Origin of the sequence: Chryseobacterium sp. BLS98 (assembly GCF_001045445.1) — a bacterium.
Lineage (GTDB): Bacteria > Bacteroidota > Bacteroidia > Flavobacteriales > Weeksellaceae > Chryseobacterium.
Genome location: NZ_LFNF01000001.1, coordinates 431,998 through 454,525, shown reverse-complemented (window position 1 = coordinate 454,525; position 22,528 = coordinate 431,998). Strand labels below are relative to the sequence as shown.

Below are 22,528 nucleotides of genomic sequence, written 5' to 3'. Positions count from 1 at the left end.
AGAATATTGATCTAGTTCAATGGATTTTGTTTTTCTTCCGGATCCTGCTCAGAAATTCTGGTGAGGTGCCCAGATAGGAGGCAATGAGATATTGTGGTATTTTAGTTGCAATTTGTGGATAGTTCTGCAAAAAATCAAGGTACCGATATTCTGCGTTATAGATATGGGTGTAGATTATTCTTTTTTGCAAAGCTCCGAGATAGCTCTCTAAAATGATGCGGAAGTACCTTTCAAGCGAAGGGATTTGCTTCAACATGTTTTGAAAAGCATGAAAATTGATCTGTAGGACTTCAGTTTTTTCCAGTGCCTGGATATTGTAAATCGAAGGCTCCTGTTTACGGAAACTCTCCATGTCCGTTGCCCACCATTCATTAATGGCAAAATACAGAATCTCTTCATTGCCGGTGTTGGCATTGATGCAGAATGCCTTCAGGGTTCCGGAGACAATATAATTATCCGTGCGGCAGATTTCTCCGTTTCTAAGCAGATAATCGCCTTTTTCCAAAATCTTTTCTGACCATAAAGTACCGAAAAGCACCTGTTCCTCTTGGGTAAGTGTAACGTACTTTGAAATGGTATCAATTAATTTTTGCAAACCGTTCAATGGATCTAGTCTGATTTAATGAATTATCAGGATGCAATTTAATAAAAGGGATTGTAAATAAAGCGACTGAAACTTATATTTTGCATTCTGAGTCTCCTGAGAATGATCTTTATATAGGATATGCCTAAAAGAAAAACAGGAAAAACGATATGAATCATTTTTCCTGTTTAGTAGCCCGTAGGGGAATCGAACCCCTCTTACCAGAATGAAAATCTGAGGTCCTAACCGATAGACGAACGGGCCCTCTATCTTCCACTATCAGATAGTGTGTTAGATTTTTTGTTTTTATAAGTGTCAACTCTTATTTTTAACCACTCGGTTAGCAGTGATTAAAATTAGTAGCCCGTAGGGGAATCGAACCCCTCTTACCAGAATGAAAATCTGAGGTCCTAACCGATAGACGAACGGGCCAACTATACTTTTACGCTAATTTATTAACGTGCTTTGTTAATTTGCTTTTCAAGTTAGCCGCTTTGTTTTTGTGGATAATGTTTTTCTTAGCTAATTTATCCAATAAAGCGATAACTTTTGGCAGTTGCTCTGTAGCAGCAGCTTTGTTTTCTTCATTTCTCAAAACTTTAAGAGCAGTTCTTGCAGTCTTGTGATAATATCTGTTACGAACTTTTCTAACTTCGTTCTGTCTAATTCTCTTTAATGCTGATTTATGATTTGCCATATCGTTCAAATGTGAGTGCAAAACTATAAACTTTTTTTGAATCTGCCAAATTATTTTTTAAAATTTTTCAATTTTCTTCGGACAGGTATTTTCTGAGTTTATCTATTGCTTGTTCTATTTTTAAATTCTCTTGTTCTCGTTCTATTTTCTTGATTGTGCTGCTAAGCATAATCATTGCATTGTTCCATTCTCCCGTAGTATTGGTAAAGGAAAGTCCGTCAATGGTTACTTCAAAGGCAAACCTTTCTCCCGTCCTGTAAAGCCTGAAACTTATTTTATCATCCCTGCCTGTAATCCCGTCTTCATTGATTTGTAAATCGTAACTTTTTGGGTTAGAGTGGATTTTCTTAAAAAGAAGATTAGCTTCTTGTATTTTTAAATCCGGCATGATATTCAAATTTGGTAGCCTATAGGGGAATCGAACCCCTGTTGCAAGAATGAAAATCTTGAGTCCTAACCACTAGACGAATAGGCCAAATTTTGAGGTTGCAAAAGTAATAATTAACTTTTTAACTTCAAAATTATTTTTCACGTTATTTAAAAACTTTTTGGATAATGGTATTCTTGATTCCCTTGGATTCAAGGTCTTTTTGAAGCTTCACAGCATCTTCCAAAGTATATACTTTACCATACGTGTAATAGAACACTCCATTGTCTTTATTTCTTTCCACATCTTTCAATGTCTGAAGAATAAACGAATTGCCATTCAGTTTTTCGCCTGTATAAACCTCTATGGTATAATAACCTGTCAGCAGTTTCTGATTCGGCATAAATCCTACCGCATAAGCATTTCTGAAGCCTGCATCTTTAGCAGTTTTAAGATTAATATCCTTGATCGAGGCCATATTGGTTACTCCATAGTAATATTTATACTGACCATTGTCTTTAATAGGAAGAATATAATTTAAGCCCTTTAAAGCCGGATCTCCGTCATTATATTTGGTAGGGGAGCTCAACAGTAAAATTCTGAAATCATTTTTTAAAGGAGTTTCAGCAGGTTTTTCAGGTTCAGGTTTTCTTGTAGCAATGGAGGATCCTCCTGTTTTTCTGTCAATTGCTTTTTTATAATCGATAATGGCATTATAAATACTTTCCGAAATTTCATTCTGTCCTTTTTCGGAGGCCAGGTAATGGCTCTCTTCCGGATGGTTGATGAATCCTGTTTCAATAAGTACCGATGGCATTGCATTCATACGAAGTACGTGAAGGTTTTTCTGAAATACTCCCCTTGAAAACCTTTTGTCTTTATTAACAAAATTATCTTCTACCAATCCGCCAAGCAATAAACTGGATTCCAGATATTTGTTTTGCTGCAGTTTTAATGCTATAAGAGATTCCGGGGAACTCGGATTGTAGGACCCGAAGGTCTGTCTGTCTTTTTCGTCCAGAAAAATTACATCGTTCTCTCTTTTGGCTACTTCAAGATTTTCGTCATTCTGGTTGGGTCCCTGTACATAGGTTTCGGTTCCATAAGCCGTAGGTCTTTGTGAAGAATTACAGTGGATAGAGACAAAAAGATCAGCTTTGCTCCTGTTGGCCAGATTGGTTCTGTCCGAAAGGGAAGGGTATTCGTCGTACTTACGGGTATATATAACTTTGAAATCTCTGTTTTTTTCCAACATTGCCCCTACTTTTAAAGTAACGGCAAGCGTAACATCTTTCTCGGCAACTCTTCCTATGTCTGCATAAGTTCTGTTCGCTCCGTGATCACTTCCCCCATGCCCAGCATCCAAAACGATTGTAAATTTCTTTTGTGAAAAAACTAAAATGCTGGAAAGGATGGTGAGAAATGATAAAATTATTTTAAATTTTTGTTTGTACATCTTACAGTTTTAAAAATTATACTAATTTTGAGCCATAATTATAGAATAAAATTGGCCAAAACCGTCCTCAAAAATATATTACAAATTTTAATTATCCTAATTTTTAACAATTTTTTAGCACAGAAAACACCTGAAAAATTGCCTAAAAATGCGGTTAATGATACTATTTCCAAAAAGGATACCATTGTAATAAAAAAGGAAGCTTTAGATGATGTTCTCCGCACAAAAGCAGATGACCAGCGAAGAGATGTTCCTAAGAAAATGACGTTTCTGAATAAAAATGCCCAGGTAAAATACCAGGACATGCAGATCGATGCAGATTATATTTCTATCGATGATAACAAAAATCTCATCTATGCACGCGGAAAACTGGATTCATTAGGAAAGATTATTGAGCCTGTAATTACTACTCAGGCCGGTAAAAAGTATGAAACCAACGAGTTCAGCTACAATACAAAAACCAAACAGGCTATAGCTTTCAATGCAAGGACAGAAGAAAGTGAAGGGGTCATCACGGCACAGAAAACCAAGAAGTATAATGATTCCGTTTTTGCCATGAGGAACGCAGATTATACCACGGACGAATATTATATCAAGAAAAAAGATACAGCTGCGGATTACTTTATGCGGGCATCCAACATCAAGCTGATCAAGACCAAAAACAAATCACAGATTGTTACGGGGCCTATACAGATGTATATAGAAAGGGTTCCTACGCCTCTTATCCTTCCGTTTGCCATTCTTCCGTTCTCAGAGAAGAGGGCTGCCGGGATTCTTATTCCAAGTTTTGGGGAAAGGGAAGATGTAGGCTTTTTTCTCAATGGGTTAGGGTATTATCAGCCGATAGGGGAGCATTTCGATCTTAAAATACTTGCCGATATTTATACCAAAGGGAGCTGGAACCTGAGGCCGCAGATGAATTATCTGAAGAAATACCGCTATTCCGGGACATTTACAGCAGATGTGGGAACTATGGTAAGAGGAATCAAAGGATTGGATGATTATACTAAAAACAGTACGTACAGAATTGCATGGACGCACACTCAGGACACCAAGGCGAACCCTTTCCTGACTTTCAGTGCTTCTGTGGATGTCGTAAGTACCAAATTTTATAACAATCCGCTTAACAATAACTATATTTTTAACCAAAACGTCCTGAATACTCAGCAGAGTTCTGCGGTAACGGTTACAAAAAGATTCTTAAAACTACCTGCAACAATTACGGGAACAGCATCATATTCTCAAAATTTTGCGACCGGACTTGCTGATCTTCGTCTTCCCCAAGTGAATGTTGCCATCAACCAGTTCTATCTGTTTAAGTCAAAAACGGGAGTGAGACAAGGACTTCTTGAAAATATTACGGTGAATACAGGTTTTAACCTGACCAACTTTGTAACGACACAGGAAAATGAGCTTTTTAAAAAAGCAATGTGGGACAAGATGCAAACAGGGCTTAAAAATAATATTGCCCTGGGGACCAATACAACGGTAGCTAAATATTTTACATTCAGTTTAAACGCAACTGTTGACAATGCTTTAACTACTAAGACTCTAAGAAAGTATTACGATCCTGTAAAAAATGTGGATGTAGACGAAATCCAGAAGAATATTGCGGGATATTCTACATTCTCATCTTCTGCCAGCCTTCAGACCACTCTTTACGGAATGCTGAAATTCAAAAAAGGATCTGCGATTGAAGCGGTAAGACATATGATGACGCCAAGCCTTAGCTTTACCTATTCACCGGATTTCTCAAGTCCAGGGTTTGGATATTACAGAAATTATTACAATGCGGAAGGAGCGCTGACTCCTTATTCTATTTTTGAAAAAGGAATTGTAGGAAGCCCGTCAAGCGGTGTGGTAGGAGCCCTGGGTTTTAATATCGGGAACAATATTGAAATGAAGGTAAAATCTAAAAGTGATTCTACCGGCGTAAAGAAAATAAAGATCTTCGAATCTCTTAACCTTTCAGGGAATTACAATTTCGCGGCCAAAGACCATCCGTGGTCTGTGTTCAGCATCAACGGGCAGTCTTCTTTCTTTAATAATAAATTAAACGTTAATACCAGCCTCTCACTGGAGCCTTATAAGATTGTGTTTGAACCGGGTGCTACACAGGGAATAAGAACAGAGCAGTTTGGCCACTTCAGCGTGCAGGGATTCAATGTACAGTTATCCTATCCTTTAAGCAGCGAACTCTTTGGCGAAAAAACAGACTATGCTAAAAAATATCCTGCAAAAGGAGAAATAAGGAATGAAAATTATTATTTTGATGATGATAATTATGCCCATTTCGATCAGGCATGGACTTTAAATATCAATGCCAACTATGCGTATTCAAAAGGGCTGTCTGCACTTGGTACCAAGATTGCTTCTATAGGTCTGGACGGCAGTATTAAACTTACTCCGTACTGGAATATCAACGGAAGTACGCATTTTGACCTCGTAACGAAAGATCTTGCCTATACCAGAATCGGGTTCTCCAGAGATCAGCGAAGTTTTACGATCAATTTCAACTGGGTGCCCTTCGGGCAGTATAAGGTATATGACTTCTTTATCGGTATCAAAGCCAATATCTTAAGTGATGCGCTGAAATACAAAGACAGAAGTTTTACACAGCCGGGCGCACCTTTCTAATATCAGATTGACAATTGTAAATATAAATTTTATATTTGCAACCAAAATAAATTCTAATGAAATCGCTGTTGACTAAATTTTACAGCAGATAGTGATGACATAAGAAATTAGAGAAAAATAAATATCCACTTATGAAACAAATAATTAACACAGTTAATGCACCTGCGGCTATCGGGCCTTATTCACAAGCTAATCTGGCTAACGGAGTTTTATATATTTCCGGACAGATCCCTGTAGATCCTGCAACGGGCAAACTGGTAGAAGGAATTGAGAAGGAAACACACCAGGTCATGAAAAACCTTGAGGCCATTCTGACGGAAGCAGGCTTAACCTTCAAAAATGTAGTGAAAGCTACCATCTTCCTTAAAAGTATGGACGATTTTGCAGTAATGAATGATATTTATGCTTCATATCTTGATGCAGACAGCTATCCGGCACGCGAAACAGTACAGGTTTCCTGCCTGCCTAAGAATGTTGACATCGAAATTTCTATGATTGCACATCAGGATTAATGAATTTTATAAGAAATACAATTGCGGTTCTTGTAGGTCTTGCTATAGCGGGACTTACGATTACTCTTGGTATAAGGGTTTTTCCGCAATGGATCACTTTCGAAGCTTTTGCCCCTTTTGAGCACTGGCAGAGATTTCTTTACAGTATGAGGGGCGATAATGCATTTTTCGGATTTCTGCTGTTTGTTTCCGGATTGGGAACTACGATAGGAGGAGTTGCTACTGCGCTTATTGTGAAGTATGCCAAGGTAGCCTATGCTATTCTTATCGGATTTATTATGCTTTTCATAGCCATGCTGGATGTGATTGTATTTCCATACCATCCAACGTTTTATAAAATCTCTATTTTTCTTACATTTTTCCCGTTTTCGTGGATAGGAGGAAAAATTGTAGCGGTTATTTATGAACGGAAAAATAAAAGGAGAATTGCCGAGAAAATGAACAAATCCAAATAAAAAACGCTGCAGATTTCTGCAGCGTTTTTGTTATATAAAAGACTATTGTCTGTAGTGATTAAGGCATCTTGAATCCTTTGGTGTAAATTCTTCCGTAGTCATCTACAAATTTCACCTGTACATTACCCTGGTATTTATCAAGAATTTTCTCAACATCTTTCTGTGAATTAACAGGTTTACCATTTATTTCTATAATGATGTAATTGTCTACAATTCCGATCTTGGCCATTTCGCTTCCTTCGCTTACATTTTTAGCAACAACACCACTGTTCAGCCCGTATTCTGTTTTGAATTTGTCACTAAGAGGATCGAAATCGGCTCCTATTTTTTCAGCGACGCTCAGATCAGCTTTTGTTCTTGTTGAAGTTCCTCCTTTCTGGTCTTTCAGAGTTACTGTAGTCGTATTTTCTTTACCATTTCTTAAGTAGGTTACCTGAACTTTATCACCAGGACGTTTGCTTCCGATAGACATGGACAGGTCAGCAAAATCAGTAATGTCATAAGTATCTATCTTAGTGATGATATCACCTTTTTTCAGTCCTGCATCTTCCGCACCACTGTTATCACCGAATCCGGTCACATAAACTCCTGAGCCTGCTTTGATACTGGTCTTAAACTGCTGGTTGTACGCAGCTACCTGCTGGTCATTGGAAAGATCTAATGACGATACGCCTAAGAATCCTCTCTGTACAATTCCGAATTTCTTGATGTCTTCCACAATCTTTCTTGCCAGATTGGAAGGAACGGCAAATCCGTAACCCTGATAATATCCTGTAGTGGACTGGATCGCAGAGTTGATCCCGATAAGATCTCCGTTTACGTTAACCAGTGCACCTCCTGAGTTACCTGGGTTAATTGCCGCATCGGTCTGGATAAAGCTTTCAATTGGGTTGGTTGCTTTCCCCTGACCTCCAAGAATTCCGATTCCTCTGCCTTTGGCAGAAACAATTCCCGCAGTAACCGTTGAATTTAATCCAAGCGGGTTTCCTACTGCAAGCACCCATTGTCCCACTTCAATATTGTCTGAATTGGCAAAATTTAAATAAGGAAGTCCTTTTTCTTCAATCTTCAATAAAGAGATATCGGTATTGGGATCGGTTCCTACCAGCGTTGCGATATAGGATTTTTTGTTGCTTAAAACAACTTCCAGCTTGTTGGCTCCTGCCACAACGTGGTTGTTAGATATAATGTATCCGTCCGGCGAAATGATCACCCCGGAACCCATTCCTGAAGGCATATTGTCCGGTGCCTGCTGCTTCGGTCGCTGCTGTCCTCTTCCTCCTCCGAAAGGGTCTCCGAAGAAGAAATCAAAAAGATCCTGCTCTGAAGCTCTGCTCGTTGATCTGCTCTGGTAGTTTTTAATGGTAACCACAGCCGGAACTGTTGTTTTCGACGCTTTTACGAAATCGTCGCCCACAGCTCCTGTATTCATTCCGACGAATGAAGCATTAGGTGCGGCAGCTGTAAAATAAGACTGGTCGCCGTTATTGGAATGTTGACCGAAATATTGTATTGTCCCAACGGTAGTAGCTCCTGAGACAACTCCCACTACTGCAAATGGTAATAGTTTTTTTAAAGTACTCTTCATTGTATATCTTTCTTTTTTATTTATTGATTTTTTGTTTAACCGTAAACAAATTTAATGCTAAATAAGTATGCAATTAGTATGCTGTGTTTCAATTTTAACTAAAATTTAACGGCTATTGTGTCATTTTATACATTATGTCATAATCTTAAATGACGGTATTAACAAAACTTAAAATATTATTAAAGAAAAACTGACATTTTTGCAAATGCACGCCAGCAAATGATTGCAATAAGATACGAAATTTTTTTAAGTCATGTGAAGGATTCCGTCCGATGATCGAACCATGACATTGCTCATACACGGACTCATTTGAAAAATGATTATATTTGCAGAAATATTTTTCTCACTTAAAACGTTTATAGCATGCAACTGTATAACACCTTAAGCGCAGAAGAAAGAGCTCAGCTTATTGATGAAGCGGGTAAGGAACGCCTTACATTGTCTTTCTATGCGTATGCCAACATTGAAGATCCCAAAAAATTTCGCGACGAATTATTTATAGCCTGGAACGCCCTTGATGCCCTTGGCCGTATTTATGTTGCTCATGAAGGAATTAATGCCCAGATGAGTGTTCCGGCAGATCAGTTTGAGGCCTTTCGGGATACGCTGGAAGTGTACGATTTTATGAAAGGAATCCGCTTGAATGTAGCGGTTGAGCAAGACAATCACTCCTTTTTGAAACTGACCATCAAAGTAAGACACAAAATTGTTGCTGACGGGCTGAATGATGATTCTTTTGATGTAACCAATAAAGGAATTCATTTAAAAGCACAGGAGTTTAATAATATGCTTGAAGATCCTAACACGATTGTAGTAGATTTCAGAAATCATTACGAAAGTGAAGTAGGACATTTTGAAGGGGCTATCACTCCTGATGTAGAAAATTTCAGGGAAAGCCTTCCTATTATACATGAGCAGCTACAGGATTTTAAAGAAGATAAAAACCTGTTGATGTATTGCACAGGGGGAATCCGTTGTGAAAAGGCCAGCGCTTACTTTAAGCACCAGGGTTTTAAAAATGTGTACCAGCTGGAAGGCGGAATTATTGAATACACCCGCCAGATAAAAGAAGAGGGTATAAAAAGTAAATTTATCGGTAAGAATTTTGTGTTTGACCACCGGTTGGGAGAACGAATTACAGACGATATTATTTCCCAGTGTCACCAATGTGGCAAACCTTGTGATAACCATACCAATTGTGCCAATGATGCCTGCCATTTACTTTTCATTCAATGTGATGAATGTAAAGCAGCTATGGAAAACTGCTGTTCCACGGAATGTTTGGAAATCATACATTTGCCTTTGGAAGAACAGTTGAAACTGAGAAAGGGGTTACAGGTTGGAAATAAGGTTTTCAGAAAAGGAAAATCTGATGCATTGAAGTTTAAAAACTCAGGAGATTTATCTGCCCAGCCTTTAGGAAAAGTAGCTAAGGCAGAAACAAAAGATATTCGTCAGAAAATCAAAATTAAAAAGACACTGATCGGAAAGGCAGAACACTATTATTCAAAATCAAAAATTGCCCAGTTCCTAATTGAAAACAAAGAGCTTTCAGTAGGAGATAAAGTCCTGATTTCCGGGCCTACGACGGGTGAACAGGAAGTTACCATTACGCAAATTTATGCCAACGGAGGTCCATGCGAAACAGCAAAAGTGGGAGATCAGATTACTTTTGAGCTTCCATTCAGAGTTCGTTTGTCTGATAAACTATATAAAATAGTGCAGCCTGAAAATGTATAAGCTATGTTAAAAGCTGAGCTTAGAAAAGAATATATGCAAAAAAGAAAAGCCTTGTCAACTGATGAGGCTTTCCTGTTATCTGAAAACATCCTGGCGAACTTCCTGGCTTATTTTAAGCCTGAGAGAGGGCAGAAGGTTCATGTTTTTATGCCCATAAAAAAGTTGAAGGAAATTGATACAGGGATTTTTATTGATGCTTTTTTAAAGGCAGATATCCGTGTTTTTGTACCTAAGGTTGTTGAAGATAAACTGATTTCTGTAGAGATTAGTAAAGATACCATATTTGAGACCAGCAGCTGGGGTATTTCAGAACCTGTTTCCAATGAAGATTCACAGGAACTGCATTTTGATTATGTCATTACTCCATTGCTTTACTGTGATCATAAAGGAAACAGGATAGGTTATGGGAAAGGATTTTATGATACCTTTTTCCAAAGCATTTCCGATGCATCCAAAAAAATAGGAGTCAATTACTTTAGTCCTGATGAAACCATCGATGATGTCTGGGAAAATGATATTCCTTTAAATTATTTGGTTACGCCTACAGAAGTGCTGTCTTTTTTTAACGGATCAGAATAGAAGTCTAAGAAATAAAACTTAAACTCTTTTTTAATCATCGGGGTAGAAAGTAGAATATACTGGGCGTTTTTCTCAAAAGTCCCCAGGGATTTATTCTTTGCATCAAAATATTCAAGGTTGAATTTGGCATAATCCAAAGTATCCTTTTTATAAAATTCTTTATAAACACTCAGGTTATTTACCTTTACCGATTTTACTTTAAGGCTATCCAGCTCATGGAAAAGTTTTTTAAATGTCGTAGAGTCGGGCTTATGAAAATAGCTTTCCATCTGGGAATAGATAAAAGTGTCTACTTCTGTATTTCTGTTGCCGGAAAGATATAGGGTGGAAAGATCCAGAAGTTCCTGCACTTTCTGTTTGGTAATGGAATTGATGGCCTGCATGCTGTCCATCTGTACAGCCGGATAGCTTTTTATATTGTTGCTGTTTCTTAGCATATCCAGATCGCTTACTTCTTTCTTTTTATTATTGCAGGAAACAAATGCTAAAAAAAGTACAGCGAAGATTAGAAATTTATTTATTTTTTTCATCTGTAGACGCGATTTTAAATTTAATGGAGACTATTTTTCCTTTATTGTCCTTTTTCATCTCAATAACACTAAGGTTTTTCAGAGATGTAGTAGGGGTTGTAACGAGTGTAATATACTTCTGCTTATCAAGCCTTTCTATACCATATGTATTATTATCGTATACCTGATAAATAACTGCATTATTGCTGATGAGGCTTTCCAGCTGGTTTCTTTTTTGTTTAATAAGAGCAACCTGTTCCGCAGAATTACCACCTTTTACATCTTTAATAGAGAAATAATAGGCAGCCATCTTATAATCGTCAGGTTTCAGCTCTATCATTTCCTCTTCAGGGGCATTCTCCAGATTTCTGTTCACTTCCAGGTACTCATAGAAAGGAGCGCTGATCTGCATTTTGATGTTTTTATCCTTGGTAGAATAATAAAAGCACTCGCCGGGCTTTATTTTATATAGCAGCGGAGATTCATTTTCCTTGATGATTCTTATCTCCAGGGTATTGATCACCGAAACACCGCGGTCTTTATCGGTAAAACAATATTTATAAGTTTTTGAAAAAATTTCATCTTTAAAACCAAGTACTCCGGTAATGGTAATTAAAATAGAGGTAATAATGGCCCATGCATTTTTTTTGAGGATATTTTTTCTTGGAACTGATGGTTGTATTTCTGTATGGGTTAGTTTTTTAGAATTTTCTGTAATTATTTGATTATCAGTTGTTGATTTTTGTAAATCATCATTTCCCTGAGCCTGATATTCGATTTTTTTAGTTGAAACCTCAGTTTTTGGAATTTCGGGAGATAAAGAGACTGTTTTTTCCAGTTCTTTTATTTCTTCCGGTTCAAGATCTTCATTTTCCTGAAGCAGTTCTCCTGCAAAAAGATGCTGTTTCTTGAAATCATACCAGGATTCATATCCCGCATAAACACTCAGTAAATTGAGCATATCAATACGCGGTAATTTGGTCACCGGGGAAGTTTTAAAATACGTGTAAAAAGATTTTTCGCTGATGTTACCTTTGGCTTTTTTGCGCAGGTCTTCCTGGAAATATATAATATCTATTCCTTTCCATTTTGAAATTTCATCATGAGAAGGAGTAGATTTTTTTAAATATTCTGTTTGAACATCTTTTTTTAACTGTTCAAAATGCAATAGATCTAAATCTGTCAATTTTTATAAAATAATTAAATTGTTGATTATCAGTATTGTTTTTTTGTAAAACAATTTTACAAATGTATTACAATTATTTTTCATAAACAACTTTTGTATCTGCTCTACCTTTGTCTTGTTCAAATAACAGAACAGAAGAAAATTTATAAAAACAATATTAACAAAATTAAATTTAATTTATTATGAAAAAGTCATTATTCGTAGCTGCTATCGCTGCAATCTCTCTAGTTGCTTGTAAAAAAACTGAAACTACTTCTACTGAAGGAGCTACTGATTCTGCTGCTGCTAACGTAGCTGATTCTGCTGCTGTAGTTACTGATTCTGCTGCTAAAGTAATTGATTCAGCTGCTAACGTTGCTGTTGACGCTACTAAAGATGCTGCTGCTGCTACAACTGCTGCTGGTGCTGATGCTGCTAAAGCTACAACTGAAGCTGCTGCTGACGCTGCTAAAGGTGCTGCTGATGCTGCTAAAGGTGCTGCAAAAGACGCTGCTAAAGAAGTTAAAGACGCTGCTAAGAAATAATTCTAGCATAAGCTTAACAATAAAAGAACCGTTTCACTCTGTGAGACGGTTTTTTTATGCTTTATTGTTTTGTTAAGAGATGGAAGATTTGAAGATGGATGATACTAAATCAGTACACTCCTTAAACTTTAAAAACTTCCCTCTTCCGGCATCAGACTTCCTTTCCCTTATCCTTTCTTTTGTTTCAATGACTCATAGCAGGTAATGGCTACAGCATTGCTCAGGTTTAAAGAATCAATACTTCCAGTCATAGGAATCAGGGTGTTTTTTCCTTTTCCTATCCAGAAATCACTTAATCCGGAATGTTCTGTCCCGAATAATACGGCTGAACGCTGGGTAAAATCTCTTTTATAAAGATCTTCAGCAGTCTCGTCCATCAGTGTTGTGTAGATATTGAACTTATTTTTCTGCAGAAATTCAAGGGTTTCTTCATTTTCGGCATCATAAACTTCCATGCCGAAGAGACATCCAACGCTTGAACGTATCACATTAGGATTATAAAAGTCAGCTTTTCCATCGGCAACGATCAGGGCATCAATTCCGAAAGCTTCGCAGCTTCTCAGGATTGCTCCTAGATTGCCCGGTTTTTCTGCTCCTTCTACAATAATAACTGTAGAATTTTCTTTAGGGACAAAAGATGAAAGAAGGTTTTCCTTGGTATTATAAATTCCTATAATTCCTTCAGAGCTTCCTCTGTAGGCTATTTTTTCATATACTTTTTCACTTACATAATGGATTCTGCCTTCCGGAAGTTTCCCTTTGAAGATATTTTCGCAGATAAAAAACTCTACAGGTTCAAAATCATACTGTAAAGCTCTTTCATTTTCCTGCTGCCCTTCAACCACAAAAACTTTGGCTTTTTTACGGAATCTGTTGTCAGCCAGAAGTTTGGTGACGTTTTTTATTTTATCGTTTTGAAAACTTTCTATCAACATGCTGCAAAATTATGCAAAAATTGTGATTGGGCATGCTTTAGTTTTCCGTTTCCAGAAAGTTACTATTGTCAATAAGACTTTGTGGTAGGTCTTTTTTGTTTTTAATTCCCAAGGATTTCAGTTTCTGGGTTTGGATCACAAGATTGTCATTTCCGGTAGAAAGCTGTTTGTAAGCATCATTGTAGACATTTTTAGCCTGGTCCAGATTTTTCCCGACTTTCTCCAGGTTTTCCACAAAACCTACAAACTTATCGTATAGTTTTGCCCCGCGATCGGCGATCTCCATAGAGTTTCTGTTCTGGTATTCACGTTTCCACAGGTCTGCAATAAGTTTCAGGGAAGTGATCAGGTTACTTGGATTCAGTAGAAGAATTCTTCTTTCATAAGCAAAGTTCCAAAGGTTCTGATCAGCTTGCATAGCTGCAATATAAGCCGGTTCGCTCGGGATAAACATCATGACAAAATCCAAAGATTTTCCATAATCATCATAAGCTTTCTGGCTCAGCTGAAGAATATGATTTTTGATAGACCCCAAATGCTGGTTAAGCTTCATCGCATAAACATCCTGGTCATTCTCATCCACCAATTCTGTAAAGGCTGTCAGAGATACTTTAGAATCAATAATTACATTTCTTTCATCCGGATATTTTATGACAGCATCAGGGCGCATTTTTTTACCTGAAAATTCGGAGAACAGCGCTTTGTTGTCTTCATCACGAAGCTCGTGCTCAAGAAAATATTCTCTTCCTTTTACTAATCCCGATTTTTCAAGGATGCTTTCAAGAATCATTTCTCCCCAGTTTCCTTGTGTTTTGCTTTCTCCTTTTAAAGCTCTGGTCAGTTTTTTGGCATCTTCCGATATCTGCTGATTCAGTTCAGCAAGTTCCTTTACTTTTTCCGCAAGGGAGAAGCGTTCCTTATTTTCTTTTTCGTAAGCTTCGTTGACTCTGTTTTTAAGATCGGCGATCTTTTCTTGGAAAGGCTCAAGAATGGTTTTTAAATTATTTTGATTTAGAGTGGTAAACTTTTCTGTTTTTTCTTCTAAAATTTTATTAGCCAGATTTTCAAACTGCAGTTTGGATTCTTCCTGAATTTTGGCAATTTCCTCTTTCTGGGTATCCAGCGACTGCTGCATACTGTCGTTTTTTGCAGAGAGCTCAGAATTTTTGGCAAAAATATGCTGCTTTTCGGAAATCAGATTTTCAATTTGAGAAGTCTGTTTGGCATTAAGCTGTTTTTGCTCCAAAAACTGTGAGTTCAGAGAAGCGTATTCGGCAGAAATTTTGGCATATTCATTTTTCAGGTCGTTCAACAGATCGGTTTGCTGCTGGTTCAGTTCTTTTTCTTTAGTAATATTTTGGTTCAGCTCCTGAACTTTCAGATTAAGATTTTCAAGATCCGAATGATTTTTAATATGCAGATTATTCAGTTCGTCATAAGAATTTCTTGAAACCGTAGATGATTTTAATGCGAAATACAAAATAACGGCGCCCAGAATTCCGCCGGCAATAAACCCAATAATTAAATATGTCATCTCCATGTTTCAAAATTACAAAAAGAAAAATTGATTTCTTTTACGGGAAACCGTTAAAATTTTGTAGAATGGGGTGGTAGTTATTATTTATAATATTCAATATCTATCATATGAATCTGGAAAGGCAGATTATTTTTTAATAAGATTAATTTATCGGGATTTTTGTGCTTGTCTTTATGAGATGTCTGAAATCTGTAAGCAATGGTTTGGGCAGTCAATAGATCTTTTACATCATATCCTGAAATATATCCTTCTTCATTGTAATAATAATCGACAAATGAATGGCTTTTAAGTTGACCGCTCTGATTGTCATAAATCATGCGTTCGTTGCTTTTTATTCTTAAAAGTTCATTATACCTATATTTATCTTTTGATACCAGCCTGTTCTGTAAGTCATACAGGTCGATGAGATATCCGCCCTTTTGATGAGTAATTTTTGCTCTGAGCCTGACTTCTCCATCTCTGCTTAAAGAATACCCTGTGTTTAAACTGTTTTTAAACTCATACTCGGTTATTTGCTGGTCTTTATTGCTTTGATATGATTCTTTTGTAGCATTTCCATCTTCATTATAATAACGGGTTTTCACAGAGATTAAGGAATCAGCAGGTTTATCTTTTATGGAATCGCTGTATATTTTGATTGTAAGTGAACGTATTTTTCCCTTATATCCTGAATTAATGATTTCAGGGTGTTTTTTATTTTGAGCTGTACAAAAAATACTTAGATAAAATAAAAACAAGATGCTAAGGTTTCTTTTCATTTTGAGAGATAGAATGTTTCTGCTTATTAAATATGATAAAAAAGTGAGCCGGAAGACTCACTTTATATTTGTTGATCAGATTATGGAGTGATCGTAATCGGATCTGGAAAAGGTTCGAGGACCAATGGTTTGCACATGGCGGCCACTTCACATCTTCCGCCCATGCATATATAATTTGTCATAGTAGTTGAGCCGTCAGGACATCTGATCATGGCCTCACCAGGACATCCTCCCGGGCATTGTGCCGGATATAAATTTCCGCCGAATACATCTTTCAGTTCTGTTCTCGAAAGTTTTGATAGGTTCATTTTTTTCATGGAATTAATTTTTGATGGTTTAGTTTGTATGAATCTGAAAATGAACCTCTAATATAATAAAAAATAAATCACTATGTAACTCCATAGTGATTTATTTTAGGTAGATATTTTTAAGGAAAAGTTACTTCTATGGATTTTCCTTAGCGATTTCCCCGTGGTGTTTTAAATAAAGTGGCAGTGCAGCAGACCCATACCAAGGAAATATTTCGTAATTGAATACCCCGGCCTGTACTGCAGGATCAGTTTTAACCCACTGTTCAGCTTCCTCTTTGGATTTCGTATTGAAAATAAACATGCCACGGTAATTTTCTTTATTTTCTTCTAAAAAAGGTCCTGCTACGACAATTTTTCCTTCATCGGCAAGCTTTCCGATATTGGTCATATGGCCTTTCATCAGTTCTCCCATTTTGGTTTTGTCATCAACTTTTGTGGTGCCGGTAGTGAGCATAACAATAGTGTAGGCTTTCATTCCGTATTGGTCGGCACCGAGAGATGTTGCTAATTCCTGGTTGAATTTTGGCTTTTCAGTTTTCTTTTCCTGAGCGAAGGAAAAAACTCCCGACAAAAGGGTAAGGGATAAATAAATTTTTAATCTCATAGCATCTATTTTTAAAGTCTAATGTCTGATGTCTGAAATCTACTACTAATCTTTAATTCTTAAAAACTCTTTAGCGAGCTCAATCATTTTAGGATCACCGGTATATTTTCCATGTTCGTCGGAAAGTTTTACAGTTGGGATCCATTCTTTGTTCGGGGCCTGTACGCCAATCAGTTTCATAACGATATTCATTGGTTTCAGTCCTACATCATTGGTAAGATTCGTTCCGATTCCGAATGATACTCCAATTTTCCCTTTGCAATAGTTGGTGATTTCTTCTACCTTTTCCAGATTTAAGGCATCAGAGAAGATAATATATTTAAATAAAGGGTTGATTCCGTTATTTTTATAATGTGCTATTGTTTTATCTGCAAATTCCAGAGGATCACCGCTGTCGTGGCGTACACCATCGAACAGCTTGGCGAATTTTTTGTCAAACTGCTGGAAGAAAACATCGGTAGTATAGGTGTCAGACAGGGCAACTCCAAGGTCACCTCTGTATACATCTACCCAATGTTCAAGAGCCATTTCGTTGGCCATTTTAAATCCGTATTCGGCGGCGTGGAACATAAACCATTCGTGTGCATGGGTACCGATAGGTTTTACTCCGTACTTCATTGCAAAATGAACATTGGAGCTTCCTATAAATGTGGATTCCTTATTTTGCGTTAAAGCTTCCATCACCAGATTCTGTACTTTATAAGAGTGTCTTCTTCTGGTTCCGAATTCAGCGAAATTAACCCCAAGCCTTGCCAGTGAATCTGCCTTTTCTAAAGTTCTGTTCATTACAATTTCATTGGAATCTCTTTCCATATGGTTCATTTCATAATGAAGTTCACTGATTAAAGCAAGAAGCGGAACTTCCCAAAGGATGGTTCTGTACCAAAGCCCTTCAACGGTTACGGAAAGATCGCTGCCTTCCTGATGAATTTTTACTTCGGACGGATCATAATGATAGCCTTCCAAAAAATCCAGATACGGCAAATCTATATAAGGACAGGTTCTTGCCATGAATTTTTTTTCTTCCTTGGTAAGTTTCAGTTCTGCCATTTTATTGACTGCTTCTTTTAAAGCTGCGTCAAAACCTTCCGGAAACTGGTGCTTCCCTCTGTTGATGAATTCGTATTTTACAATGGAGCTGGGAAATAATTTCACCACTGCATTTTGCATTGTTATTTTATAAAAATCGTTATCCAGGATAGAATTTAATCGAACATCGTGCATAATATGTGTAATTTTAACGCAAATATAGTTATTTAAAATAAAAATCGTCTAAATGTAAGACGATTTTTTTTATTAATCGGATGATTTTTATCTCTTACTTTCCTAAATAAGAATTGTACATCCATACTTCTTTTTCCTGTTCGGTAATGTAGTCGCTCATCTGGGAATTGGTTCCTTCGTCTCCTGCGGCATCTGTAATGTCCAGAAGTTCTCTCTGCAGATCAATAACTACTTTGAAAGAGCTCAGGATAAGCTCTACGCTTTTATTGGCATCAGTTACTTCTTTGCTTTCTTTAATAGTAGCTACTTTCAGGTAGTCTGAATAGTTATGGGCAGGAGTTGCGCCTAATGTAAGGATTCTTTCTGCGATCTCATCTATCTTCAATACAAGGCTATTGTACAATTCCTCAAATTTAGGATGAAGAGTGAAAAACTGATCTCCTTTGATATTCCAGTGAGAACCTCTTGTGTTTTGGTAGAAAACAGAATAGTTAGCTAATAAAACATTTAACTTTTCTGAAATGTTTTTACAGTCGGTTTCCTTTAGGCCGATAATACTTGCATTTTTCATAAGTTTATTTTTTATGTTAACAAATTTAGAGAATATTGTGCCGAAAAGGCTTTAAACTCAATAGAAGATAACTATGAGGAAATTTTTTAAAATAGTTTGGAATTATAAACATATTTACTGTTTAAAGTCATGTCCTTATTAATATAATGGTGTGTGTCTTATATTCTTAGATTTTACAATTATTTAATAAACCGCCTTTAAGGAAGCAATATATTATGTTTTTCCAATGTATATCGGCAATCCGTAATTCAGTCTTTCCGGGACAACTTCTTTTTTATGTAAGTGTTTGATTTTAATTTTTCTATAAGTGTTTGTAGATTAAAAAAATATTCCTATTTTTGCACCCTAAAATAAAAAGCAATTAAATGCCTACTATTCAACAATTAGTAAGAAAAGGAAGAGCCACGCTTGCCAAGAAGAGCAAATCGGCTGCCCTTGATTCTTGTCCACAAAGACGTGGTGTATGTACGAGAGTATATACAACTACACCGAAGAAACCTAACTCTGCACTTAGAAAAGTAGCAAGGGTAAGACTTTCTAACGGTAAAGAAGTTAACGCCTATATCCCGGGCGAAGGACATAATCTTCAAGAGCACTCGATAGTATTGGTTAGAGGCGGAAGGGTGAAAGACCTACCGGGAGTACGTTACCACATCGTAAGAGGTGCATTAGACACAGCTGGTGTAAATGGAAGAACACAGAGAAGATCTAAGTACGGAGCTAAGAGACCTAAACCAGGACAAGCAGCTGCTGCTCCTGCAAAAGGAAAGAAAAAATAATCATTAAATAAGGTACAGAAGCAATGAGAAAGACAAAAGCGAAAAAAAGACCGTTGTTACCAGATCCGAAATTTAATGATCAATTGGTAACAAGATTCGTAAACAACTTAATGCTTGACGGTAAGAAGTCAATCGCATTCAAAATTTTCTATGATGCATTGGATATCGTAGAGACTAAAAAAGGAGATAACGAGAAAACAGCCCTTGAAATCTGGAAAGATGCACTTACAAATGTAATGCCTCACGTAGAAGTACGTTCTAGAAGAGTAGGTGGTGCTAACTTCCAAATCCCTATGCCAATCAGAGCTGACAGAAAAATTTCTATGGCAATGAAATGGTTAATTAGCTACTCTAAAAAGAGAAATGATAAGTCTATGGCTTTGAAATTAGCTAATGAAGTAGTAGCTGCTTCAAGAGAAGAAGGTGCTGCTTACAAAAAGAAATCTGATACTCACAAGATGGCGGAAGCTAACAAAGCTTTCTCACACTTTAAATTCTAATCTGAAATGAGTAGAGATCTTAAATTTACAAGAAATATTGGTATTGCTGCACACATTGATGCAGGTAAAACTACCACTACAGAAAGAATTTTATTCTATACAGGGGTAAACCACAAAATTGGAGAGGTTCACGATGGTGCTTCTACAATGGACTGGATGGAGCAGGAAGCAGAAAGAGGTATTACTATTACTTCTGCTGCAACTACTTGTTCTTGGAACTTCCCGACTGATCAGGGAAAACCTGTTGCTGATACTAAACCTTACCACTTCAACATTATCGATACACCGGGACACGTTGACTTCACTGTAGAAGTAAACAGATCTTTAAGAGTATTGGATGGATTGGTATTCCTTTTCTCTGCAGTAGATGGAGTAGAGCCTCAGTCTGAAACAAACTGGAGACTTGCTGACAACTACAAAGTAGCAAGAATGGGATTTGTAAACAAAATGGACAGACAAGGTGCTGATTTCTTGAACGTTGTAAAACAAGTAAAAGAAATGTTAGGATCTAATGCTGTTCCAATCGTTTTACCAATCGGTGCTGAAGAAGATTTCAAAGGTGTAGTTGACTTAATTAAAAACAGAGCTATCATCTGGGATGAAGCAGGACAAGGAGCTACTTTCGAGGTAGTGCCAATTCCTGAAGACATGAAAGATGAAGTTCTTGAATATAGAGAGAAACTAGTAGAAGCTGTTTCTGAATATGACGAAACTTTGATGGAGAAATTCTTCGAAGATCCAGATTCAATTACAGAAGAAGAAATCAATGCTGCATTGAGAGCTGCTACTATCGATTTATCTATTATCCCAATGACTTGTGGTTCTTCATTTAAGAATAAAGGAGTACAGTTTATGTTGGATGCAGTATGTAAATACTTGCCTTCTCCATTGGATAAAGATGATATCAAAGGTACTGACCCAAGAACTGACGCTGAAATCACAAGAAAACCATCTGTAGATGAGCCTTTCTCTGCATTAGCATTTAAAATTGCTACTGACCCGTTCGTGGGAAGATTAGCATTCTTCAGAGCTTACTCAGGAAGACTAGATGCTGGTTCTTATATCTTGAACACTCGTTCAGGAGATAAAGAAAGAATCTCAAGAATCTACCAGATGCACGCTAACAAGCAAAACCCAGTAGAATATATTGAAGCTGGTGATATTGGTGCAGCAGTAGGATTCAAGTCTATCAAAACTGGTGATACGATGTGTGATGAGAAAAACCCAATCGTTCTAGAATCGATGGTTTTCCCTGATCCTGTAATTGGTATCGCTGTTGAGCCTAAAACTAAAGCTGACCAGGATAAAATGGGTAACGCTCTAGCTAAATTGGCTGAAGAAGATCCTACATTTACTGTAAGAACTGACGAAGCTTCTGGACAAACGATTATCTCTGGTATGGGTGAGCTTCACCTGGATATCATTGTAGACCGTATGAAGAGAGAGTTCAAAGTTGAAGTAAACCAGGGACAGCCTCAGGTAGAATACAAAGAGAACTTAACAAAAGTTGCCCAACACAGAGAAGTTTACAAAAAACAATCTGGTGGTAAAGGTAAATTTGCTGATATCGTATTTGAATTAGGCCCGGCTGACGAAGGTAAAATCGGTTTAGAATTCATCAATGAGATCAAAGGTGGTAACGTTCCTAGAGAATTTGTTCCTGCTATTGAAAAAGGCTTTAAAGCTGCAATGAAGAACGGTCCTTTGGCTGGTTTCGAAGTTGAAGGTATTAAAGTTACTCTTAAAGACGGATCTTTCCACGCAGTGGATTCTGATGCCCTTTCTTTCGAATTAGCTGCGAAGCTTGGTTTCAAAGAAGCAGGTAAAGCTGCTAAGCCAGTGATCATGGAGCCTATTATGAAACTGGAGGTTGTAACTCCGGAAGAATATATGGGTAACATCATCGGTGACCTTAACAAGAGAAGAGGTACGATCAGCGGTCAGGAAGAGAAAAACGGAGCTGTTGTAATTAAAGGTTCTGTTCCACTTTCTGAAATGTTTGGATATGTAACAACTCTAAGAACACTTTCATCAGGAAGAGCTACTTCTTCTATGGAATTAGAGAAATACGCACAAACTCCACAAAACGTTGCTGAAGAAATCATTGCTAAAGCAAAAGGTTAATTTTTAAATTAAAGAAATGTCACAAAGAATCAGAATAAAACTAAAATCTTACGATTACAACTTGGTAGACAAGTCTGCTGAGAAAATCGTAAAAACGGTAAAGGCTACTGGTGCTGTTGTAAACGGTCCAATTCCATTGCCAACGAATAAGAGAATCTTCACAGTGTTGAGATCTCCGCACGTAAACAAGAAAGCAAGAGAGCAGTTCCAGCTTTCAGCTCATAAGAGACTGATGGATATCTACTCTTCTTCTTCTAAAACTGTTGATGCTCTAATGAAATTAGAGTTACCAAGCGGTGTAGACGTTGAAATTAAAGTGTGATAACTGCATACTTTGCAATGATTATAGATC

At 37.1% G+C, this 22,528-nt stretch carries 24 protein-coding genes and 3 tRNA genes; 10 read left to right on the top strand and 17 right to left on the bottom strand.

Annotation, left to right across the window (positions count from 1 at the left end; genetic code table 11):
• Positions 1-16: 16 nt before the first annotated feature.
• From ACM40_RS02130 to ACM40_RS02100, 7 genes are all read right to left on the bottom strand, one after another.
• A complete protein-coding gene (locus ACM40_RS02130) occupies positions 17-595 on the bottom strand; it encodes a Crp/Fnr family transcriptional regulator (protein WP_117614854.1) in 579 nt (192 codons plus the stop codon).
• Between the two features lie 180 nt (positions 596-775).
• Positions 776-847, bottom strand: a tRNA-Glu gene (locus ACM40_RS02125).
• Positions 848-943: 96 nt separating this feature from the next.
• Positions 944-1,015, bottom strand: a tRNA-Glu gene (locus ACM40_RS02120).
• Between the two features lie 10 nt (positions 1,016-1,025).
• A complete protein-coding gene (gene rpsT, locus ACM40_RS02115) occupies positions 1,026-1,280 on the bottom strand; it encodes a 30S ribosomal protein S20 (RefSeq protein ID WP_048501176.1) in 255 nt (84 codons plus the stop codon).
• 67 nt (positions 1,281-1,347) lie between these two features.
• A complete protein-coding gene (locus ACM40_RS02110; protein ID WP_048501175.1) occupies positions 1,348-1,668 on the bottom strand; it encodes a hypothetical protein in 321 nt (106 codons plus the stop codon).
• A 12-nt stretch (positions 1,669-1,680) separates the two neighbouring features.
• Positions 1,681-1,755: transfer RNA gene (locus ACM40_RS02105), tRNA-Glu, on the bottom strand.
• A gap of 58 nt (positions 1,756-1,813) precedes the next feature.
• The gene (locus ACM40_RS02100; RefSeq protein ID WP_048501174.1) at positions 1,814-3,103 is read right to left on the bottom strand and encodes an N-acetylmuramoyl-L-alanine amidase; all 1,290 of its coding nucleotides are present in this window, start codon (positions 3,101-3,103) and stop codon (positions 1,814-1,816) included.
• A 51-nt stretch (positions 3,104-3,154) separates the two neighbouring features.
• Between ACM40_RS02100 and ACM40_RS02095 the strand changes: the two genes are divergently transcribed.
• From ACM40_RS02095 to ACM40_RS02085, 3 genes are all read left to right on the top strand, one after another.
• Positions 3,155-5,740 (top strand): putative LPS assembly protein LptD, encoded by a 2,586-nt coding sequence (locus tag ACM40_RS02095; protein ID WP_410492730.1) that lies wholly within the window; start codon positions 3,155-3,157, stop codon positions 5,738-5,740.
• 131 nt (positions 5,741-5,871) lie between these two features.
• Positions 5,872-6,252, top strand: a complete 381-nt coding sequence (locus ACM40_RS02090; RefSeq protein ID WP_040993923.1) for a RidA family protein — start codon at positions 5,872-5,874, stop codon at positions 6,250-6,252.
• Positions 6,252-6,707 (top strand): hypothetical protein, encoded by a 456-nt coding sequence (locus tag ACM40_RS02085; protein WP_048501173.1) that lies wholly within the window; start codon positions 6,252-6,254, stop codon positions 6,705-6,707. The genes ACM40_RS02090 and ACM40_RS02085 overlap by 1 nt, the downstream gene beginning before the upstream one ends.
• Before the next feature lie 58 nt (positions 6,708-6,765).
• Here the strand turns inward: ACM40_RS02085 and ACM40_RS02080 are convergent, their stop codons facing one another.
• Positions 6,766-8,295, bottom strand: a complete 1,530-nt coding sequence (locus ACM40_RS02080; protein WP_048501172.1) for a trypsin-like peptidase domain-containing protein — start codon at positions 8,293-8,295, stop codon at positions 6,766-6,768.
• 363 nt (positions 8,296-8,658) lie between these two features.
• Between ACM40_RS02080 and ACM40_RS02075 the strand changes: the two genes are divergently transcribed.
• Together ACM40_RS02075 and ACM40_RS02070 are read left to right on the top strand one after the other, a co-directional pair.
• Positions 8,659-10,035: a rhodanese-related sulfurtransferase gene (locus ACM40_RS02075; RefSeq protein WP_048501171.1), complete on the top strand. Its 1,377-nt coding sequence runs from the start codon at positions 8,659-8,661 to the stop codon at positions 10,033-10,035.
• Between the two features lie 3 nt (positions 10,036-10,038).
• On the top strand, positions 10,039-10,614 hold the full coding sequence (locus ACM40_RS02070) for a 5-formyltetrahydrofolate cyclo-ligase (protein ID WP_048501170.1): 576 nt from the start codon (positions 10,039-10,041) through the stop codon (positions 10,612-10,614).
• Here the strand turns inward: ACM40_RS02070 and ACM40_RS02065 are convergent.
• Both ACM40_RS02065 and ACM40_RS02060 read right to left on the bottom strand, forming a co-directional pair.
• Positions 10,563-11,144 (bottom strand): hypothetical protein, encoded by a 582-nt coding sequence (locus tag ACM40_RS02065; RefSeq protein ID WP_048501169.1) that lies wholly within the window; start codon positions 11,142-11,144, stop codon positions 10,563-10,565. The two genes, ACM40_RS02070 and ACM40_RS02065, sit on opposite strands and share 52 nt — an antisense overlap.
• The gene (locus tag ACM40_RS02060) at positions 11,128-12,309 is read right to left on the bottom strand and encodes a hypothetical protein (RefSeq protein ID WP_048501168.1); all 1,182 of its coding nucleotides are present in this window, start codon (positions 12,307-12,309) and stop codon (positions 11,128-11,130) included. The genes ACM40_RS02065 and ACM40_RS02060 overlap by 17 nt, the downstream gene beginning before the upstream one ends.
• A 182-nt stretch (positions 12,310-12,491) precedes the next feature.
• Here ACM40_RS02060 and ACM40_RS02055 point away from each other — a divergent pair, with 182 nt between their 5' ends.
• Positions 12,492-12,833: a hypothetical protein gene (locus tag ACM40_RS02055; RefSeq protein ID WP_040993509.1), complete on the top strand. Its 342-nt coding sequence runs from the start codon at positions 12,492-12,494 to the stop codon at positions 12,831-12,833.
• A 167-nt stretch (positions 12,834-13,000) separates the two neighbouring features.
• Here ACM40_RS02055 and ACM40_RS02050 read toward each other — a convergent pair whose 3' ends face one another.
• The 7 genes from ACM40_RS02050 to ACM40_RS02020 all read right to left on the bottom strand — a co-directional run bounded on the left by ACM40_RS02050 (position 13,001) and on the right by ACM40_RS02020 (position 18,773).
• Positions 13,001-13,768, bottom strand: a complete 768-nt coding sequence (locus ACM40_RS02050) for a TrmH family RNA methyltransferase (RefSeq protein ID WP_048501167.1) — start codon at positions 13,766-13,768, stop codon at positions 13,001-13,003.
• A gap of 37 nt (positions 13,769-13,805) precedes the next feature.
• Positions 13,806-15,308 (bottom strand): DNA recombination protein RmuC, encoded by a 1,503-nt coding sequence (rmuC, locus tag ACM40_RS02045; protein WP_410492727.1) that lies wholly within the window; start codon positions 15,306-15,308, stop codon positions 13,806-13,808.
• Positions 15,309-15,385: 77 nt separating this feature from the next.
• A complete protein-coding gene (locus ACM40_RS02040) occupies positions 15,386-16,063 on the bottom strand; it encodes a hypothetical protein (protein WP_048501166.1) in 678 nt (225 codons plus the stop codon).
• 80 nt (positions 16,064-16,143) lie between these two features.
• The gene (locus ACM40_RS02035; protein ID WP_048501165.1) at positions 16,144-16,380 is read right to left on the bottom strand and encodes a hypothetical protein; all 237 of its coding nucleotides are present in this window, start codon (positions 16,378-16,380) and stop codon (positions 16,144-16,146) included.
• A gap of 127 nt (positions 16,381-16,507) precedes the next feature.
• The gene (locus ACM40_RS02030) at positions 16,508-16,978 is read right to left on the bottom strand and encodes a YciI family protein (protein ID WP_048501164.1); all 471 of its coding nucleotides are present in this window, start codon (positions 16,976-16,978) and stop codon (positions 16,508-16,510) included.
• A gap of 45 nt (positions 16,979-17,023) precedes the next feature.
• A complete protein-coding gene (gene pncB / locus ACM40_RS02025; RefSeq protein ID WP_048501163.1) occupies positions 17,024-18,202 on the bottom strand; it encodes a nicotinate phosphoribosyltransferase in 1,179 nt (392 codons plus the stop codon).
• Positions 18,203-18,296: 94 nt separating this feature from the next.
• A complete protein-coding gene (locus ACM40_RS02020) occupies positions 18,297-18,773 on the bottom strand; it encodes a Dps family protein (protein WP_048501162.1) in 477 nt (158 codons plus the stop codon).
• Positions 18,774-19,138: 365 nt separating this feature from the next.
• Between ACM40_RS02020 and rpsL the strand changes: the two genes are divergently transcribed.
• Genes rpsL through rpsJ form a run of 4 tightly spaced genes read left to right on the top strand, consistent with a single transcriptional unit; the run spans position 19,139 to position 22,498 of the window.
• A complete protein-coding gene (gene rpsL / locus ACM40_RS02015; protein WP_002983146.1) occupies positions 19,139-19,552 on the top strand; it encodes a 30S ribosomal protein S12 in 414 nt (137 codons plus the stop codon).
• A gap of 23 nt (positions 19,553-19,575) precedes the next feature.
• Positions 19,576-20,052, top strand: a complete 477-nt coding sequence (gene rpsG / locus ACM40_RS02010; RefSeq protein WP_048501161.1) for a 30S ribosomal protein S7 — start codon at positions 19,576-19,578, stop codon at positions 20,050-20,052.
• 6 nt (positions 20,053-20,058) lie between these two features.
• A complete protein-coding gene (fusA, locus tag ACM40_RS02005; protein WP_048501160.1) occupies positions 20,059-22,176 on the top strand; it encodes an elongation factor G in 2,118 nt (705 codons plus the stop codon).
• Between the two features lie 16 nt (positions 22,177-22,192).
• Positions 22,193-22,498 (top strand): 30S ribosomal protein S10, encoded by a 306-nt coding sequence (gene rpsJ / locus ACM40_RS02000; RefSeq protein WP_002661363.1) that lies wholly within the window; start codon positions 22,193-22,195, stop codon positions 22,496-22,498.
• Positions 22,499-22,528: the final 30 nt, after the last annotated feature.

Excerpts from the sequence above, each read along its gene's own strand:
- rpsJ (WP_002661363.1), top strand. The coding sequence starts at position 22,193 with ATGTCACAAAGAATCAGAATAAAACTAAAATCTTACGATTACAACTTG.
- rpsL (WP_002983146.1), top strand. The coding sequence starts at position 19,139 with ATGCCTACTATTCAACAATTAGTAAGAAAAGGAAGAGCCACGCTTGCC.
- ACM40_RS02050 (WP_048501167.1), bottom strand. The coding sequence starts at position 13,768 with ATGTTGATAGAAAGTTTTCAAAACGATAAAATAAAAAACGTCACCAAA.
- rpsT (WP_048501176.1), bottom strand. The coding sequence starts at position 1,280 with ATGGCAAATCATAAATCAGCATTAAAGAGAATTAGACAGAACGAAGTT.
- ACM40_RS02065 (WP_048501169.1), bottom strand. The coding sequence starts at position 11,144 with ATGAAAAAAATAAATAAATTTCTAATCTTCGCTGTACTTTTTTTAGCA.
- ACM40_RS02055 (WP_040993509.1), top strand. The coding sequence starts at position 12,492 with ATGAAAAAGTCATTATTCGTAGCTGCTATCGCTGCAATCTCTCTAGTT.
- ACM40_RS02035 (WP_048501165.1), bottom strand. The coding sequence starts at position 16,380 with ATGAAAAAAATGAACCTATCAAAACTTTCGAGAACAGAACTGAAAGAT.
- fusA (WP_048501160.1), top strand. The coding sequence starts at position 20,059 with ATGAGTAGAGATCTTAAATTTACAAGAAATATTGGTATTGCTGCACAC.
- ACM40_RS02080 (WP_048501172.1), bottom strand. The coding sequence starts at position 8,295 with ATGAAGAGTACTTTAAAAAAACTATTACCATTTGCAGTAGTGGGAGTT.
- ACM40_RS02075 (WP_048501171.1), top strand. The coding sequence starts at position 8,659 with ATGCAACTGTATAACACCTTAAGCGCAGAAGAAAGAGCTCAGCTTATT.
- pncB (WP_048501163.1), bottom strand. The coding sequence starts at position 18,202 with ATGCACGATGTTCGATTAAATTCTATCCTGGATAACGATTTTTATAAA.
- ACM40_RS02085 (WP_048501173.1), top strand. The coding sequence starts at position 6,252 with ATGAATTTTATAAGAAATACAATTGCGGTTCTTGTAGGTCTTGCTATA.
- ACM40_RS02100 (WP_048501174.1), bottom strand. The coding sequence starts at position 3,103 with ATGTACAAACAAAAATTTAAAATAATTTTATCATTTCTCACCATCCTT.
- ACM40_RS02030 (WP_048501164.1), bottom strand. The coding sequence starts at position 16,978 with ATGAGATTAAAAATTTATTTATCCCTTACCCTTTTGTCGGGAGTTTTT.
- ACM40_RS02110 (WP_048501175.1), bottom strand. The coding sequence starts at position 1,668 with ATGCCGGATTTAAAAATACAAGAAGCTAATCTTCTTTTTAAGAAAATC.
- ACM40_RS02040 (WP_048501166.1), bottom strand. The coding sequence starts at position 16,063 with ATGAAAAGAAACCTTAGCATCTTGTTTTTATTTTATCTAAGTATTTTT.
- ACM40_RS02090 (WP_040993923.1), top strand. The coding sequence starts at position 5,872 with ATGAAACAAATAATTAACACAGTTAATGCACCTGCGGCTATCGGGCCT.
- rmuC (WP_410492727.1), bottom strand. The coding sequence starts at position 15,308 with ATGGAGATGACATATTTAATTATTGGGTTTATTGCCGGCGGAATTCTG.
- ACM40_RS02070 (WP_048501170.1), top strand. The coding sequence starts at position 10,039 with ATGTTAAAAGCTGAGCTTAGAAAAGAATATATGCAAAAAAGAAAAGCC.
- ACM40_RS02020 (WP_048501162.1), bottom strand. The coding sequence starts at position 18,773 with ATGAAAAATGCAAGTATTATCGGCCTAAAGGAAACCGACTGTAAAAAC.
- rpsG (WP_048501161.1), top strand. The coding sequence starts at position 19,576 with ATGAGAAAGACAAAAGCGAAAAAAAGACCGTTGTTACCAGATCCGAAA.